A 17,238-nucleotide genomic window follows, 5' to 3' on the forward strand; every position below is an offset into this window, starting at 1 on the left:
GCAAGTTGAACAAGTATTTTTGGTAGTGGGGAAGACGTTTGTATAAAAGGCAGGAAGGAACTAGCAAGCAGTACAGCTTGGGTGCGATCGCGCAAGTTCAATGAATAATCCGCTTAAATTTAAATCAGCAACTGCGCCTGTTTGTGTATCTTGAATTTTCACCAGATCCTCAACCAGGATTAACCTCCCACGAACCATTGAGTACCAGTAAATAGGTAATATGCTCCAGTCAAAATTAACGCGACACTACCAAAGCGGATAATTCCCTCAGAATGCTTCAACAACTTGTTACTCTGTTTCGCCAGTCCCGTAAATAAACTCGCCAGGAAAATCAGGCTAGTATAACCAAGTGCATAGCTAACCATCGTCAACGTTCCCAATACCTGGGAACCTGTTGCTGCCGCAGCCGCCAACACCGCAAATAGCACCGGACTGGCACAAGGAGAACTTACCAAAGCAAAAGTCAACCCCACCCCATAAGGGCCAGCCTGGGGGACATTTACATTCATCTGCGGTAGGGGCAACTTTACCACCCCCATCAACCACAGACCCATGACAACCATAATCAGTCCGACTACTATATTGATATAGCCTCGGTAATCTACCATTACCGCTCCGGCGAAAGATGAGACTAAACCAAACAGACTTAAAATCGTCACTGCTCCCAGCACAAACAAGCCAGCCTTACTAAAAGCGTCCCAACGGGATTTAATTTTCAGTGTACCGATGTAACTGAGATTGACTGGTAAAAGTGCCAAGATACAAGGGGATACACTAGCCAGCACCCCACCGATAAACGCCAAAGGTAACAACACCAAGGGATTTGCCGTGTCCTGTTGGTCAAACCACTGTTGATAACGGTTTTCCACAATGGAAATCACCCGTTCAATCGGGTGACTGATTACAGGCCCCAAAGTCAAAACTATAACGAGGGAAAGCAATCCCAAGCCACCGTAAACTAACCATTTCTTCGAGACTTTAGAACGGCGAGAAGAGGGTTGCTCAGTTGATAACTGAGATATTGGTTTCATAAAATTAGCCTTAAGCTGATGAAAAGATGGAGACTAAATATTTGCCAAAGCAGAGTCGAGTATTTTGGTGTATTCAGCCTTGTTGGGATTATTTTTGAACATTGTTAAAATCTTGCCAGTAGCAGGATTAATAATCGCTACTGTACTTGTTTGACTCTTATTAGCTGTTGGATTTCCTGAAATTGAAAAGGACTCCTGAGAACTGAGCCAGCGTTTGCAACCATCAAAAGCTAGCTTTGCCCCTGAAGATAGAGACAAAGCCACAATTGAACTACTTGTTCGCCAAAGCGGTTTCGAGGATCTTCGTGTAGTCAGCCTTATTGGGATTATTTTTGTATAGGGCTAAAATTTCACCAGTAGCCGGATCAACGATCGCAACTGTGCTTGTTTGACTCTTATTAGCCTCTAGAAATTTACCCAAACCTAATCTTTGTGCCATTGCTTTGGTTTGTTTGAGCTTGGCTTGATCAGTTACATCCAAGACCACAAAATTCACCTTACCGGAATATTGCTGTTTCAATTGCGATAGGGTGGGAGCAATATTCTTGCAGCCAGCGCACCAAGTCGCAAATACATCCACTACAACTGGTTTACCTTGAAGTTCTTTCGCTAGAGGCCCGCCTACAGAATTGGCTTTTTTACCTGCATAGGCATTTTTATGGACAGACTTGGTAATTGATGATTGAGCTTCAGTTGCAGAAATACTAGCGGAGTTGATTGCTAGCATGGATGCAGTCAAAACTAAACTGCTCAAACAAATTTTGAGTAAGAAATTTGCGTGCTTGTGCATAAAATTCTTCCTAGTGGTATAAATCTTGATTGGTATTCAACCCATTTCTGAGTTATTTTTAATGATGCAGGCGCAATCTTTCTCTAAGCTGGGAAATTCAAAGTGTAAATTGTGTGCATCTGTTTATAAGACGAACGAGCATCAAAATCGGATTTAAGGTTTCCAGAAATTTTTTTATTGTTGTCTGTGAATCAGCCAAGACTGTCTTCTGCCAAGTATTAAGTAAGTCGGTGGGAAAAAACACAACTATGTTAAGAAAAATAAACTAGGCTCAAACCCTCTTCCCTCCTGCCTCCTACCTCCTGCCTTGCCATAGCGATAATTTTTAACACTGAGCTACTTAGCAGTTATTTTTGGTCATGAAGTTCACTCAATGGGTGAGCTGCGAAAGATGATGATTGGTTATCCCCAAAATAATTTCTGGCTGCGGGGTCTAAAGACTCCACTTGATATTACGTATTTGCTCTTGACCAAAACATCGCCATTAATTATTAAGTTTTTTAAAAAATGCCATATTTACAGCCAGCATCCAATCCAATTCCATAACATCAGTCGTCATCTAAATATAGATGGCAGTGAAGAGGAAATATCTCTTGATTTAGTTGTGGAGTGAGGTAATGGCACAAAATTTATCTTTAACTGGTGACTGTATTAGTTTAGACATGGTTCAAAAATCACATGGAGCCTAAACTACCCCAGTCAAATTTCTTCTTAGCTGCCGATGTGACCGATGAAGCTTTATTTGTAGCACTCAAAAATGGTGATTCTGCGGCATTAAGTGTGTTGTTCCAGCGTCATGGTCGCTTAGTTTATGGATTAGCTTTGAAAATTTTGGCTAACTCCCAAGAAGCCGAAGATTTAACCCAGGAAATTTTTCTGACACTGTGGCGCAAAGCATCTAGTAATCCTGATTGTCGCTTTTTTGTGCGCTATCTAGTGACACTCACGCGATCGCGGGCAATTGATAAGCTACGCGCTCGGACTAGACAACTCAAACTTGTGGAAAAATGGGGACAAACAATGACGAATGAAGCAACACTAGAGCCAACGCCTGTTGAACAGGCAAGTTTTGCAGAGCGTTCCGGGCGAATTTACAATGCTTTAGCGCAACTACCCGAAAAGCAACGCCAAGTCATTGAACTAGCTTATAACCAAGGGTTAAGTCAGTCAGAAATTGCTCAAAAAGAATTTTTGAGTCTCCCATAAGTTTATCAAGTTATCCCTACACCCTACCCTACACCCTCTGACTTTTCCACATCCCGTGAAAAGTCAGGGTGAGGCTTGAGGTTGCAGATATATAACTATTATTGAGTTCTGAAAAAATATGATCAGTCATTTCCAATTCGCAATTACCAATGGACGTTAGTCCATTGCGAATTGCGAATTGTTAGGTCAGGTTCTCATACCCCAAGCTGTATACAATGAAACAACAGTTTTAGGTTTTCCAGGTTCATAATTTGTCTTACAAGCAGTTGCTGCTGGATGGTTACAAGTTATGGCTGTTTCCAATACAGCAATTATCTGACTATATTTTTGTTATTTAAACTAAATACACAAGTTGTAAGGCAGGCTGGAGAATGTGTAGAGTAATCTGGTAAAAAGATGAATGTTATAAAGTTATTAAATGTTTTATAAAAATCTGCATTTATTGAATTATATCAAACCCAAATTAACAGTTAGTTCAATTGCCTTTTCAAAGGTAATACCTTGTTTCGTCGCAATATATAACAGTGCTATGACTGCTGAACGGATAGAATCGTCACAATGAATCAAAGCAGGTTTGGGTAATTCATGGATTGTTTTTAAGACCTGGAGTGTGGTTTGATGGTTAATATCTTCGACTTTGATAGGAAAATTGATATAGCGTAGTCCTAAGAATTCTAGCTTCTGTTTTTCATCATCTAATACATTCTTTTCATCAGGCGATCGCAGATTCATTACCGACTTATAACCATCAGCAATTATTTGTGAAAATTGATCTGGGGTAATTTGTCCGGCGATGGCTAATTCATTGTTAATTTTTCTGACGATATCCATATCACCACCTTGCTAATCGTGAGTTATCAGGTTTATAGATAACTCCAATAGTCAGAATTCAGGATGAAGGAATTAGCACCCACACAAAAATATTTATTTGATGAATGAAATGTTTAGTTATCCTATCTCCTGAATTCTCACTACCAAGTTGTACTTTCAGTAACCTACAGTAGATTGCGAGTAAATTAGATACAAGTTTTAAGAACAAAAACATATATTAAGAGAGTTTCAACACTGTTCCCTGTCACCTGTTCCATTTGCCCTGCTGTAAGTTGTTGCTGATACCTATTCAAAAATCTTGTTTTTTAGCAGGCTCACCCTCATAAGGTTGAACTCCTGTTGCGGGATAGTCATCATCTCTTACACCAAAAATTCTTGCGACTGCACCTGAGATATAGTTAATTACTTGCATACCTAGGTTGGGAATTGTTTGGATTTTTTGACGGAAATTATTAGAAGTAGTCATAAATTTTGCTCCTGATAAGTTTGATTTTAAACACCGATTGAGTGAGAATCATTTTCTGAGGGTAAACAGTTATCTGATAACTGTATTTCTGGAATATTCCAACATTTTTCTAGAGATTGAATTATGTCATAATGCCAACACTCCTCTAATATCTGCCGATTTTGGTAAATGTGCCAAAATCTTACCGGATTGAAAACGGTTTCGGTAGCAACAAGCCGTTGATTTAAAAAATGCCATATTGCTACCAATATCCTGTTTGAATATTTTTTATTGGACATTGAAGATATGGGTAGAAAATGCTAGTAAGTTTTGTATTCTGACAACAAAAATAATAGTGAGATAAAGCCAGCATCGCTTTTTGATGAACCCAGTAGCGATATTGGATTTTCATGGCTGACTTCTACAACTTTTTCAACTACAAAAATAGCTTATCTGTAAAAAACATCTAGTCTGAAGTACGGCAATACCTAGATAGATATTTAACCAAGCATTGTTGTAGCAAATGAATTGTGAAGCCAGTCAGTGAGATTGTCCAACTAATGCTGGCACTTTCTACACTTTTAAACTTATGAGAACAATTTGAGGAAGTTGTGAGGAAATCATTGTTATGGGAAAAATTTTTTAGCCCAATTATTAGGGAGATGGGGGAGATGGGGGAGCAGGGGAGGCAGGGGAGGCAGGGGAGGCAGGGGAGAACAATCTCATACCCTATGCCTAGTCCCTAGTCCCTAGTCCCTAGTCCCCAGTCCCCAGTCCCCAATCCCCAATCTTCACAACTTCCTCAAGTTTTCCTTTTAACTTCTAGTTAGAGACTCATGTGATTTGATTCACATTCACAAGCGGCACAGACCGTCATAATTCATTGATTTACCAAAGCTGATCTCAACGAGTTTGTAGCCATAGGCAGATTTCAGCAACTCTCAAAGGCCAAGAAGATGAACAAGAGAAACTTTGCAACTATAGACGGCAATGAGGCGGTTGCCCAAGTTGTTTATCGACTGAATGAAGTTATCGCCATTTATCCGATTACGCCGTCTTCTCCGATGGCAGAATGGTCAGATGCTTGGGCTAGCGAAGGCAAACCTAATATTTGGGGGAGTATACCAACAGTAGTACAGATGCAAAGCGAGGGCGGGGTTGCTGGTGCAGTACACGGTGCTTTGCAAACTGGCTCACTGACGACGACATTTACGGCATCTCAGGGATTATTGCTGATGATCCCAAATATGTATAAGATTGCCGGCGAACTTACACCTACAGTATTTCATATTGCGGCGCGATCGCTAGCGGCTCAAGCCCTCTCGATTTTCGGCGACCATAGTGATGTTATGGCTTGCCGTGGTACTGGTTTTGCTATGTTATGTGCAGCTTCTGTCCAAGAAGCCCTAGATTTTGCGTTAATTTCTACAAAAGCAACCTTAGAATCACGGATACCTTTCTTACACTTTTTTGACGGTTTCCGTACTTCCCATGAAGTTAATAAAGTTGAACTATTAACAGACTCAGACTTACAAGCATTCATCCCTCAAGAATTAGTCATTGCCCATCGTTCACGCGCTCTCACCCCAGATAAGCCCGTGTTACGTGGCACAGCCCAAAACCCTGATGTCTATTTTCAAGCTAGAGAAACCGTTAATCCCTATTATTTAGCTTGTCCAGACATCACCCAAAAAGTGATGGACGAATTCGCTCAACTGACTGGAAGACAATATCAACTATTTGAATATCACGGCAACCCCGCAGCCGAACGCGTCATAGTCCTCATGAGTTCTGGTTGTGAGACAGTCCATGAAACCGTAGACTATCTCAATGCACAAGGGGAAAAGGTCGGTGTATTAAAAGTGCGCTTATATCGCCCCTTTGATAACCAAAGATTCCTCGCCGCTTTACCAGCCACAATTCGCAGCATCGCCGTTTTAGACCGTACCAAAGAACCAGGCGCATCGGGTGAACCGTTGTATTTAGATGTAGTCACAGCGTTGCATGAAGCATGGGTAACTAGAAATAATTCCCCACTACTCCCCACTCCCCAATCCCCAGTCCCCAAAGTTGTTGGTGGTCGTTATGGCTTATCATCAAAAGAATTTACACCAGCAATGGTGAAGGGTATTTTTGATAACTTAGCCCAAGCTACACCGAAAAATCATTTCACCATCGGCATTAATGATGATGTCACCTACAGTAGCTTAGATTATGACCCTAATTTCAGCATTGAACCGGACAATATAGTTAGAGCCATCTTCTACGGCTTAGGTTCTGATGGGACGGTGGGCGCGAATAAAAACTCCATTAAGATTATTGGGGAAGAAACTAGCAATTATGCCCAAGGCTACTTTGTTTACGACTCGAAAAAATCTGGTTCTGTCACCGTTTCACACCTCCGCTTTGGTTCCCAACCCATCCGTTCGACATATTTAATCACCAAAGCTAACTTTGTCGCTTGTCATCAATGGGAATTTCTAGAAAAATTCCCCATCCTGCGGGACATTGTACCGGGCGGCACTTTGTTATTAAATGCTCCCTACGACAAAGAAGAAGTTTGGCAACAGCTACCGGATGCTATCAAAGCTCAAATTCAAGAGAAACAACTCAAAGTTTATGGGATTAACGCCTACAAAGTAGCCCATGACGCAGGGATGGGCAACAGAATTAACACAGTCATGCAAGTCTGTTTCTTTGCCCTGTCTGGTGTATTGCCCAGAGCAGAAGCCATTGAGGAAATTAAGAAATCAATCCGCAAGACATACGGTAAAAAAGGCGAGCAAATCGTCCAGATGAATATCCAGGCGGTTGATTCTACCTTGGAAAACCTCTATGAACTAGAAATTCAGCCTGAATCTTCCCAATCCCCAGTCCCCAGTCCCCAATCCCCAGTCCCCGAAACAGCTCCATCTTTTGTCCGTGATGTGCTGGGTAAAATGATTGCTCGTGCAGGGGATGAGTTACCTGTGAGTGCTTTACCTGTTGATGGGACATATCCTACAGGTACGGCGAAATGGGAAAAACGCAATATTGCCCAAGAAATTCCGGTTTGGGATACTAATGTCTGCATTCAATGCGGTAAGTGTGTGATGGTTTGCCCCCACAGTGTGATCCGCAGTAAGGTTTATGAACCAGAACAATTAGAAAATGCCCCACCCACCTTTAAGAGTGCCAATGCGAAAGATCATGATTGGCATGATTTGAAATTCACTATCCAAGTAGCAGCCGAAGATTGTACTGGTTGCGGTATTTGTGTGGATGTCTGCCCGGCGAAGAATAAGGCAGAACCACGGAAGAAAGCTATTAATATGGAACCACAATTACCACTGCGGGATGCAGAGCGGGAAAATTGGGATTTCTTCTTGAGTCTGCCTAACCCTGACAGACGGGATTTGAAGCTGAATCATATTAATCAGCAACAGATGCAAGAACCGTTGTTTGAATTCTCTGGGGCTTGTGCGGGTTGTGGTGAGACACCCTATATTAAGTTAGCCACACAATTGTTCGGCGATCGCATGATTGTTGCTAACGCCACCGGTTGTTCTTCCATCTACGGCGGCAATTTACCCACCACCCCCTGGACATTCAACGCTGAAGGACGAGGCCCGGCTTGGTCTAATAGTTTATTTGAAGATAACGCCGAATTTGGCTTGGGTTTCCGTATCTCTATAGATAAACAAACGGAATTTGCAGTGGAATTACTGCAACAGTTGGCTACGGAGGTTGGTACAGAATTAGTTGAAGATATCCTCAATTGTCACCAAAAAGATGTTCACGAAGTGTCTCAAAGAGAGGCAGATATTTGGGAACAACGCGATCGCGTTAAAATTCTTAAACAACGGTTAGCCACAATTGTTAGCGATAACCCCAAAGCACAACAACTTTTAAGTCTTGCCGATTACTTAGTGAAAAAGAGTGTGTGGATTATCGGTGGTGACGGTTGGGCTTATGATATCGGTTTTGGGGGATTAGATCACGTCATGGCCAGTGGTCGCAACGTGAATATTCTCGTTCTCGACACTGAGGTATATTCTAATACTGGCGGACAAATGTCCAAATCTACACCCAAGGGGGCTGTCGCTAAATTTGCGGCTGGCGGTAAACCTGCGGTGAAAAAAGACTTGGGTTTAATAGCCATGACCTACGGTAATGTTTACGTGGCGAGTGTAGCGATGGGCGCACGAGATGAACATACCCTAAAAGCATTTTTAGAAGCTGAAGCCTATGATGGGCCTTCTCTAATTATTGCCTACAGTCATTGCATAGCTCACGGTATCAATATCAGTACAGCCATGCAGAATCAAAAAGCCGCCGTTGATTCTGGTAGATGGTTACTGTATCGCTATCACCCCGACTTAGTGAAGCAAGGTAAAAATCCTCTACAACTAGACTCCCGTACACCGAAACTCCCGATTGAGGAATCGATGTATCTAGAAAACCGCTTCAAGATGTTAACCAAAATTAACCCAGAGACAGCGAAGCAGTTACTTCAAGAAGCCCAACATGATGTAAACGCCCGGTGGCGGATGTACCAATACTTGGCAGCACGAACAGTAACAAATGGTACTCACAATACATCAAACGGTAAAGATGTATCAAATTCACAGGGTGTAGGAGTATAAGGGTTGTTATACCTACAACCCTTAATTTTGCCCATTTTTAAGTATTTTTACATAAAGGATAAGATATAAATGGACTTAACAACTACATATATGGGGATGAAATTGCGATCGCCACTTGTGCCGTCAGCATCTCCCCTATCGGCAGACATTGATAATATTGTCTGGATGGAAGACGCAGGTGCAGGAGCGATTGTACTTCCTTCACTGTTTGAAGAACAGTTGACTATGGAAAGTCATGAACTGCATCATCATCTGACCTATGGTACAGAAAGTTTTCCTGAGTCTTTAACCTATTTTCCCGAACCGGAAAACTTTCGTCTTGGCCCCGACGAATACCTGGATTTAATTTACAAAGCCAAACAAAAAGTCAAAATTCCCATCATTGCCAGCCTCAACGGTGTGTCATTAGATGGCTGGACTGACTACGCCAGAATGATTGAGCAGGCAGGAGCATCAGGGCTGGAATTAAACATTTACTCTGTGCAAACCAACCTAGAAATCACGAGCGAGCAGATAGAACAGAACTATATCAATATGTTCAAGGTAGTCAAAGCCGCCGTAGCAATTCCCGTATCAGTGAAGCTTAGTCCTTATTTTACTAATATGGCAAACATGGCGAAGCGTTTAGATGATGCTGGCGCTGATGCTTTAGTGCTGTTTAACCGCTTTTATCAGCCAGATATTAACATAGAAACTCTAGAGGTAGAACCCCATGTACTATTAAGTACACCCCAAGCCCTACGTTTACCTTTGCGCTGGATTGCCATCCTTTACGATCGCATCAATGCTGACTTAGCCGCTACCAGTGGCATTCATAACGCCCATGATGTTTTAAAAATGCTGATGGCTGGCGCAAACATCACCATGCTATGTTCCGTGTTATTACGACATGGCATTAATCATTTGCGATGTATAGAACAGGAAATGTGCCAATGGATGGAAAAGCACGAGTACGAATCCTTACAACAGTTGCAAGGCAGCATGAGCCAGAAAAACTGTCCTAACCCCAGCGCCTTTGAACGCGCTCAATATATGCGAGCATTGCAAACTTACAAAGCCGAATGGGGCAGGATTTACGAACCATCTCATTATCACGGATGAGGGACTGGGGACTGGGGACTAGAGCATCGATTCAGTAATGGAAAACCTAACCCCCCAACCCCCTTCCCTAGTAGGGAAGGGGGAGCAAAACTCCCCTCTCCTTGCAGGGGAGGGGCTGGGGGAGGGGTTCTTCTAGGAATACTGAATTGGTGTTCTAGGCATAGAGGGAATGAGATTGTTCTCCCCCTGCTCCCCCTGCCTCCCCTGCCTCCCCCACCTCCCCCACTCCCCACTCCCCACTCCCCACTCCCTCATTTATATGCGTAAAAGAATTGGCATTCTCACCAGTGGCGGCGACTGTCCCGGACTCAATTGTGTGATTCGAGCTGTTGTTAGCCATGCAACACTTACTTATGATTGGGAAGTTTTAGGTATTCCCTACGCCACCCAAGGTTTACTGGAGCGTCAAACGATCGCTCTCAATCTCCACGGCTGGGATTTGCGCGGTATTGATCCCTTGCTCAATATGGGTGGGACGATTTTAGGGACGATTAATAAAGGAGATACCTTAAATCGTGTAGATGAGATGCTCGCCAGTTATGAGGCACTAAATTTGGATGCGTTGATTGCGATTGGTGGCGATGGGAGTTTGGGCATTATCAATGAACTGGCTCAAAAGGGTAATTGGAATTTAGTTGCTATTCCCAAAACCATCGATAATGATGTCGCCCTCACAGAACGAGCAGTTGGTTTTGATACGGCTGTGAATACGATTGTTGATGCGATCAATCGTCTCACCTTTACAGCCGCTAGTCACGATCGCGTGATGATTATAGAAGTTATGGGACGCACCGCCGGTCATTTAGCACTCCACGCTGGTATAGCTGGGGGTGCAGATGTGATTTTAATTCCAGAACTAGCATACACAATTAAAGGATTATGTCAACATATAGCCGAACTGCGCGATCGCTGGCGGCGTAAATTTGCGATCGTTGTTGTTGCCGAAGGTGCAAAGTTGTGCATGGAAGATATCTGCAATTTGCGAGAAGCGACCTCATCTCCCCCATCTCCCCCATCTCCCCCATCTCCCCCATCTCCCCCATCCCCCTCATCCCCCCCATCCCCCACTCCCCCCGCCCTCAAATGCGGCAAAGGTCAATATATTGCCGAACAAATTGCCCTATGCAGTGGCGATATGATTGATACGAGGGTTTCGGTTTTAGGGCATATTCAGCGTGGTGGTATACCATCAGCTTTAGATCGCCTCACAGCAACAGTTTTTGGTAAAGTAGCCGTTGATTTAGTTGCTCAAGGCAAGTATGGTCAAATGTTAGCTTGGCAAAATGGGCAAGTTGTCTCTGTTCCCATTCAAGAGGCTGTAGCTCTGAGTCCCTTACACGTAGATCCTCATGGCTATTTAGTCCAATGTGCGCGTTCCTTGGGTATTTATATAGGTGAGAAAACTTGAAAACTGGAATTATGGTACTTTGACTTCGCAGTTTGTTAGTCCTTTGGCTCGTTTGACAAATTTCTCATCAAAAGTGTAAAGATGCGTGTAATTCTGAGCTTGGGCGAGATGAAACGCATCTGCGAAGTCTAAACCTGCCTCATACCATTGCAATATTTGAGCAATTAAATTGGCATCGCTCAAGTGAACATTTACTAAACCAAAAAGTTTCTGCAATGCTACACATATTTGTTCTGGTGTAAATTTATAGGCAAACCTGAGTACCCATTCCGTTTCCAGAATGACTGTATCTGGTATGAAAATTTGATGATTAACGCCATGTGCAACTTTCTCTCAAACCTAACCCCCAACCCCTTCCCTACAAGGGAAGGGGAGCAAGAATAAAAGCCTCTCTCCTTGCAGGGGAGAGGTTTGGAGAGGGGTTTCAAAAATAAGTTTGCACATCGCGTTGATTATGCAAAATTTCTAGACTTTTCTGGTACTGTACTTCATCGTCTTGAGTCAACAGCCGTACAATAATGTTCGTATCAACTGCGATCATACCAAGACTCCTTGACTCCTTGGCAAATAGCGTCATCCATATCTTCAAGAGTTTTGGGAATCCCTTGATATTTCAAACAACCCGCAACATCATCCAAAGTGGTTTCAGGAAAAGGTTTTTTGGGTTTTAAAAGAATCCCATCACCGATTGCAATGAGTATTAGTTCCTGTCCAACTTCCCAACCGTGAGCTTTGCGTAGTTCTTCAGGAATAATTACTTGTCCTTCATTAGACAATTTGGTAATTTCCATCTCTATAACCAACTAGAAAAAATATTGATTTTGCAATTATTTTAGCTTTTATAGTCATTTGCTTTGATTTTCGTATACTTTACGGGAGGTGTAGCTATATTTACTGGTGTAGAAATTTTTACCCCATCCCCAATCCCCTGCTCCCTATTTCCCCCCGTGGAATACATTGTGCAAACTATGTAATAACTCCTTGGCAGTAAAAGGTTTAGGCAGAACTTGCTGTACGCCCATCTCAGATGCTGTTGTTAAGCCTTCGGTTGAACTGAGTCCGCTAGAAGCAATAATCTGCACGTTGGACTTCATTATTTGCATGGTGCGGATGGCGGTGGCTCCATCCATTTCTGGCATCATCATATCCATGAGGACGGCGCTGATTTGATGCTTTTGTTGGGCATAAAGTGCGATCGCTTCAATCCCATTACAGGCTGTGAGAATTTTGTAGTTGTGATTTTCTAGAATCATCTTGACAATTTCACAAATTTGTGGTTCATCATCCACAACTAAAATCTGTTCTCCATTACCTTGAGGTATTTCTAATTCCTCTGTATTTAAATCTGGCGTTGCTTGTACTGCTGGCAAGAATAGCTTGAATTGGCTACCTTGACCAACTTTGCTGGAGACAGTGATAAAACCACCGTGGCTTTTGGTGATTCCCAATACAGTTGCCAACCCTAATCCTGTACCTGTACCTACGGCTTTTGTCGTGAAAAATGGCTCAAAAATTTTATCTAATATTTTGGGTGGCATCCCCACACCTGTATCTAGGACTTTCACCTGAATGTAATGCCCGACTTTGGCATTGAGATTCATGCTGGCATAGGCTTCATCAATAAAAACATTTTTCGCTGTGATGGTGATGTTACCGCCGTCAGGCATGGCATCACGGGCATTAACTACCAAGTTCATCAGGACTTGATGTAACTGTGTAATATCACCAGAGACAGCCCATAAGTCTGATGATAAGTGGGTAGTAAATTCAATGGATTTAGGAAAGGTCTGTTTACCAATTAAGATAATGTCAGCAATCAGGTGTTTGAGTTGCACTATGGTGCGTTCTCCTTTGAATCCCCGCGCAAAGGATAATACTTGCTTGACTAAGGCGGCTCCGCGTTTAGCGTTGTTTTCTACAATCTCTATAAGTTGTTGCGATCGCTCTGGATTCTCCTGAATTCTAGTTTTGAGGAGTTGAGATGATACCATAATCGGTGTCAAGATATTATTGAGGTCGTGGGCAATACCGCCAGCTAGTGTGCCTAAGCTTTCTAAGCGTTGAGCGCGAAAAAACTGCTCTTCGAGTTGTTTTTTCTGAGTGATGTCGGTGTCTACAATCAAAATCGATTTAGGTTGACCGGCTGCGTCGCGCATCAATGTCCAACGGCTTTCCACGATAATGTCTTTGCCGCATTTAGTTACTTTTTCTAGTTCCCCATGCCACATCCCAGTTTGCAGCACAATTTTGAGAGCCTCTGCATCAACTGGAGCTACTTGTAACTTATGACTCAATAACTCTTGGGTATTTTTACTTATTACCTCCTGGGCTGACCAACCATACAGTCGCTCTGCACCTTGATTCCAGAATAAAATCTGGTTTTTTAAGTCTTTGACAAAAATAGCATCAGTAGCAATATCTAGTAGGGCAGCTTGCTCACGAATTTTTTGTTCAGCTTGTTTGCGATCGCTGATGTCGGAAAAGGAAGTAACGACTGCATAAGGACTGGTTTCATTTTCCCGCACTAGGGGTTGGGAATTAATTGCAATCCAACTGATTTGTCCGTTGGGCTTGTGAACCCCCATGACTACATTTGTGCAGGGTTTGCCTGTATGTAATGTCACCACTGCGGGATGTTCTTCTTCAGGGAAGGGGGAACCGTCTTCATAAATGGTATGCCACGAACCATCACCACATACACGCCCCAAAATCTGGTGTTGAGATAGTCCTAAAATCTTCTCTGCACTGGCATTACAAGCGATGATTTTCCCCTGCCGATCATTTAGCACTACACCCTCTTGTAGGGCTGTGACTACGGAACGATAACGTTCTTCACTGTCTCGTAGGGCAATTTCTGCTTGTTTGCGATCATTGATGTCTCTGGTTGTGCCTACCATTCTGATCGGCTTACCGAGTTTGTCACAGTAAGTTACGGCTTTGCTGCTTAACCAGTGGATGCTACCATCAGGCCAGACAACTCGATATTCAATAGCAAATTCTTGCTTCTGCTCGATACTTTGCTGAACAGCTTGAATGAAAAGTTGTCTGTCTTCTGAATGTACTAAATTAATAAACTCTTCCAGGCTCGGACACGGAGTCCCACAGGGTAAGCCATACAGTGGCCCCATGTTAGCAGACCAAATAGCAGCGTTACTCACAAGATTCCAGTCGAATAACCCCATACGGGCCGCTGTCAGAGCTAAACTCAATCTTTCCTCGCTTTGACGCAGTGATTCTTCCGCTTGCTTGCGCGCAGTGATATCTTCAGCCATGCCAGCATAGCAGTAAATTTTTCCTGCCTCGCTACTCATGGGAAAACAACGATCCCAAATCCAACGCACTGAGCCATCAGGGCGCACAATTCGGTATTCTATCTCTGTAGGCTCTCCAAGAATATATTTTTTTACTTCTGCCTGAATGCGATCGCGATCTTCTGGGTGTACAGCTTCCATCCAAGACTCAGGATGGCTGCGTAAACTCTCACAAGAGCGTCCCCAAACTTTTTCGTAAGCTGGGTTAACATACAATAACTGTCTAGAGCTAGTGCTTTCTATCCAAATAACGGCTTGATGGTTTTCTGCAAATTGGCGAAATTTTGCCTCACTTTCTAATAATGCTGCTTCAACTTTTTGGCGCTCGATGATTTCTTGTTGCAAACACTCATAGGATAATTCCAATTCTGGTGTAGCCTCTACCAGTTGAAAATGCCTGTGAGTTGGGCAGTGTAACGCCATCTTGATTTGCTGCTTTAGTTCATCTTGCGGTTTTTGCAAAGCTTCACCAATGCTGACTATTTGTAACTGGTTAAATCCTTGCAACAAACTGGTGGTAGTGACAAGTCCTAGCAGTTCCCCCTCATCGTTCACAATTGGTAAATGCCCAATCTGATGCTGTTGCAATAATGATAAGGCTGTGAAGAGGTTCTGAAACTGGGACAATTTCATCGTGATCACTGGCTGCGTCATGACTTGAGCCATTTTCACTTCCGAGAAATTGATGCCTGATGCAGCCAGTCTGACTATATCCTGCTTTGTGAAGATGCCTAAGAGTTGCCCTGAGTCTACAACTAAAATACAACTTGTGTTTTGTAAATGCCAATGGCGCGAGTTTAACTGCGTCAAAGGCCAATTTTTAGTGCTTTTTTGATTCATTAAGCTAATGGCATCGGCTACATAGCTATCAGAGTCAATCGTCAACGGATAACGATTGATGACATGATATGGATTGGGTAAGTCGATGAGCCGCTCGTTGAATGGCATAGTTAATTCGTCAGTTTTCATTATCCTATTGGCAGCATCACGAGTGAGCGAAAGAGCCAGTGAGACAATTGTTCTTGATTAAGCTTGTGGTTAAGCTAATCAAGTTTTCAGGAGTCAGGGGGCAGGAGACAGCTATTTATGCCCATTAATAAACTTAGGAGATTTAACTTTTGACTAGGCAGTCAGCCGAGTTGATAAGTACAACTGATATAAAGTGTGGGATGGTAATGCTGTTTAAGGGCTATTGCCAATTATTCTATTGGTAATTGAGAAATAGATAAACTCCTTCTTTAAAGAGATTATCGTATTTAATGCCTTTACGGATCTAGTCGGGTGGAAATTTATGGTAATTAATTTTTATGAATCTAGCGATCGCCTCAATCACCGATGTCTGTTTAAATTCTGTCAACTAACTGACACTAACATCGCTTAACATTACAGCCACAACATTCCAACGGTTTATTACTTTTACATATTGTTATATTTAGAGTTGCAATTGTTACAAACTATGCTTGTTATTCCCCAAGCTATGTAATCTTGATCAATGATATATATAGAATATATTGATGATGTATTGTAATTTTGCTTGTGAATAAACCTTAGTTAGAATTTAGGACTTACGCAACTGGCACATTCATAAGGTGCGTCAGATTTGAGTTTTTCGCTATTTTCAAAAAACTTTGGCATCTGACGCACCCTACAAGATAGGTTGAGTGTTGCACCTGCGTCAGTCCTGATAATTCTCTACAAGTAATAATCTTAATTTTTGATTATTTTTTTAGCAGTTACGTATCATATTTGTTGCCGTTTGTCGTATTGTATATACAGCAAATACACCTGAATTCTATCTTAATTAAAGTGTTTGCCACTAGACTTATTAGTCAAGATTTCATCTGCCAGCAATGATGATAGACACACAGACACGGAGTAAAATTTTATATGGATTTTCAAGATTTTCTCAGACATCAGTTTGCTCATGTTGTGATTGGAGAATTCAAGCCAGGTAAATTTGAAACTGCCAAAAAACTTTATGAGGAAGCTGTATTAACCTATAAGGAAGGATTCAAGGGAGCATACTTATTGCAAGAACCAGGTACAGATAAAGGTATCTCTGTCATTTTTTGGGAAAATGTAGAAGATATGACAGCTAATCACAGTGAGGCTTACCAACATATCTTACAACAGATGATGCCGTTATTTGCTCAACCACCACAGACAACTGTATACGAACTGGTTTGTGAAATTCAGCCAGCATCAACAGAAGATTAAGTAAATAGTTGCGAAGCCATATAGAGATGAGATAACTCTAAACATCAGCATTGCGAATATCAGAGTCATTGTTTAGAGTTTCTCAGGTGTAATATTGAGTTTTTTTCATGAAACAATAGGCACTCTTGCAATAGAAAGAATGCTCTTTGTTATGTACTGAGTGTTTGCCAAAATCAAATAGGAGTCTTAATATTCAGTAACAAATGTTTGTGTCTGTAAACACCTAACAGCTTAAAATAAAGTCTATATATAAAGTAATAGTAACTTGATGCC

The 17,238-nt window shown here is 42.2% G+C and carries 14 protein-coding genes; 6 read left to right on the forward strand and 8 right to left on the reverse strand.

Going from position 1 to position 17,238, the window contains the following annotated elements:
* Positions 1-179: 179 nt before the first annotated feature.
* The 3 genes from NOS7524_RS08875 to NOS7524_RS08885 are packed head-to-tail and all read right to left on the reverse strand — an operon-like array spanning position 180 to position 1,821.
* Positions 180-1,031, reverse strand: coding sequence for a cytochrome c biogenesis CcdA family protein (locus tag NOS7524_RS08875; RefSeq protein WP_015138147.1), 852 nt, complete (start codon positions 1,029-1,031; stop codon positions 180-182).
* A 33-nt stretch (positions 1,032-1,064) separates the two neighbouring features.
* A complete protein-coding gene (locus NOS7524_RS30580) occupies positions 1,065-1,295 on the reverse strand; it encodes a hypothetical protein (protein WP_041555245.1) in 231 nt (76 codons plus the stop codon).
* Positions 1,296-1,302: 7 nt separating this feature from the next.
* Entirely contained in the window at positions 1,303-1,821 is a 519-nt protein-coding gene (locus NOS7524_RS08885) for a TlpA family protein disulfide reductase (protein ID WP_015138148.1), read from the reverse strand.
* A gap of 373 nt (positions 1,822-2,194) precedes the next feature.
* Between NOS7524_RS08885 and NOS7524_RS08890 the strand changes: the two genes are divergently transcribed.
* Both NOS7524_RS08890 and NOS7524_RS08895 read left to right on the forward strand, forming a co-directional pair.
* Positions 2,195-2,434, forward strand: a complete 240-nt coding sequence (locus NOS7524_RS08890; protein WP_041555246.1) for a hypothetical protein — start codon at positions 2,195-2,197, stop codon at positions 2,432-2,434.
* A 65-nt stretch (positions 2,435-2,499) separates the two neighbouring features.
* Positions 2,500-3,027 carry a sigma-70 family RNA polymerase sigma factor gene (locus NOS7524_RS08895; protein ID WP_015138149.1) on the forward strand — a complete coding sequence of 176 codons (528 nt, stop codon included), beginning with the start codon at positions 2,500-2,502 and terminating at the stop codon, positions 3,025-3,027.
* A gap of 447 nt (positions 3,028-3,474) precedes the next feature.
* Here the strand turns inward: NOS7524_RS08895 and NOS7524_RS08900 are convergent, their stop codons facing one another.
* Both NOS7524_RS08900 and NOS7524_RS29915 read right to left on the reverse strand, forming a co-directional pair.
* Positions 3,475-3,858: a beta-lactamase hydrolase domain-containing protein gene (locus tag NOS7524_RS08900; RefSeq protein WP_015138150.1), complete on the reverse strand. Its 384-nt coding sequence runs from the start codon at positions 3,856-3,858 to the stop codon at positions 3,475-3,477.
* 289 nt (positions 3,859-4,147) lie between these two features.
* Positions 4,148-4,324, reverse strand: a complete 177-nt coding sequence (locus NOS7524_RS29915; RefSeq protein WP_015138151.1) for a hypothetical protein — start codon at positions 4,322-4,324, stop codon at positions 4,148-4,150.
* Between the two features lie 935 nt (positions 4,325-5,259).
* Here NOS7524_RS29915 and nifJ point away from each other — a divergent pair.
* From nifJ to NOS7524_RS08920, 3 genes are all read left to right on the forward strand, one after another.
* On the forward strand, positions 5,260-8,928 hold the full coding sequence (nifJ, locus tag NOS7524_RS08910) for a pyruvate:ferredoxin (flavodoxin) oxidoreductase (protein ID WP_015138152.1): 3,669 nt from the start codon (positions 5,260-5,262) through the stop codon (positions 8,926-8,928).
* A 69-nt stretch (positions 8,929-8,997) separates the two neighbouring features.
* Positions 8,998-10,029, forward strand: coding sequence for a dihydroorotate dehydrogenase-like protein (locus NOS7524_RS08915; RefSeq protein ID WP_015138153.1), 1,032 nt, complete (start codon positions 8,998-9,000; stop codon positions 10,027-10,029).
* A 259-nt stretch (positions 10,030-10,288) separates the two neighbouring features.
* Entirely contained in the window at positions 10,289-11,437 is a 1,149-nt protein-coding gene (locus NOS7524_RS08920) for an ATP-dependent 6-phosphofructokinase (protein ID WP_015138154.1), read from the forward strand.
* A gap of 9 nt (positions 11,438-11,446) precedes the next feature.
* Here NOS7524_RS08920 and NOS7524_RS08925 read toward each other — a convergent pair whose 3' ends face one another.
* The 3 genes from NOS7524_RS08925 to NOS7524_RS08935 form a co-directional block, all read right to left on the reverse strand.
* On the reverse strand, positions 11,447-11,740 hold the full coding sequence (locus NOS7524_RS08925) for a type II toxin-antitoxin system VapC family toxin (RefSeq protein ID WP_083882591.1): 294 nt from the start codon (positions 11,738-11,740) through the stop codon (positions 11,447-11,449).
* Between the two features lie 224 nt (positions 11,741-11,964).
* Positions 11,965-12,228 (reverse strand): AbrB/MazE/SpoVT family DNA-binding domain-containing protein, encoded by a 264-nt coding sequence (locus NOS7524_RS08930; protein ID WP_015138155.1) that lies wholly within the window; start codon positions 12,226-12,228, stop codon positions 11,965-11,967.
* A 144-nt stretch (positions 12,229-12,372) separates the two neighbouring features.
* Positions 12,373-15,717, reverse strand: coding sequence for a PAS domain S-box protein (locus NOS7524_RS08935; RefSeq protein WP_015138156.1), 3,345 nt, complete (start codon positions 15,715-15,717; stop codon positions 12,373-12,375).
* A 918-nt stretch (positions 15,718-16,635) separates the two neighbouring features.
* On the opposite strand from NOS7524_RS08935, the gene NOS7524_RS08940 reads away from it, so the two are divergent.
* Complete coding sequence (locus tag NOS7524_RS08940) at positions 16,636-16,965, forward strand: hypothetical protein (RefSeq protein ID WP_015138157.1); 330 nt, start codon at positions 16,636-16,638, stop codon at positions 16,963-16,965.
* The last annotated feature ends 273 nt before the right edge of the window (positions 16,966-17,238 follow it).

This window comes from Nostoc sp. PCC 7524 (genome assembly GCF_000316645.1).
Taxonomy (GTDB): Bacteria; Cyanobacteriota; Cyanobacteriia; order Cyanobacteriales; family Nostocaceae; genus Trichormus.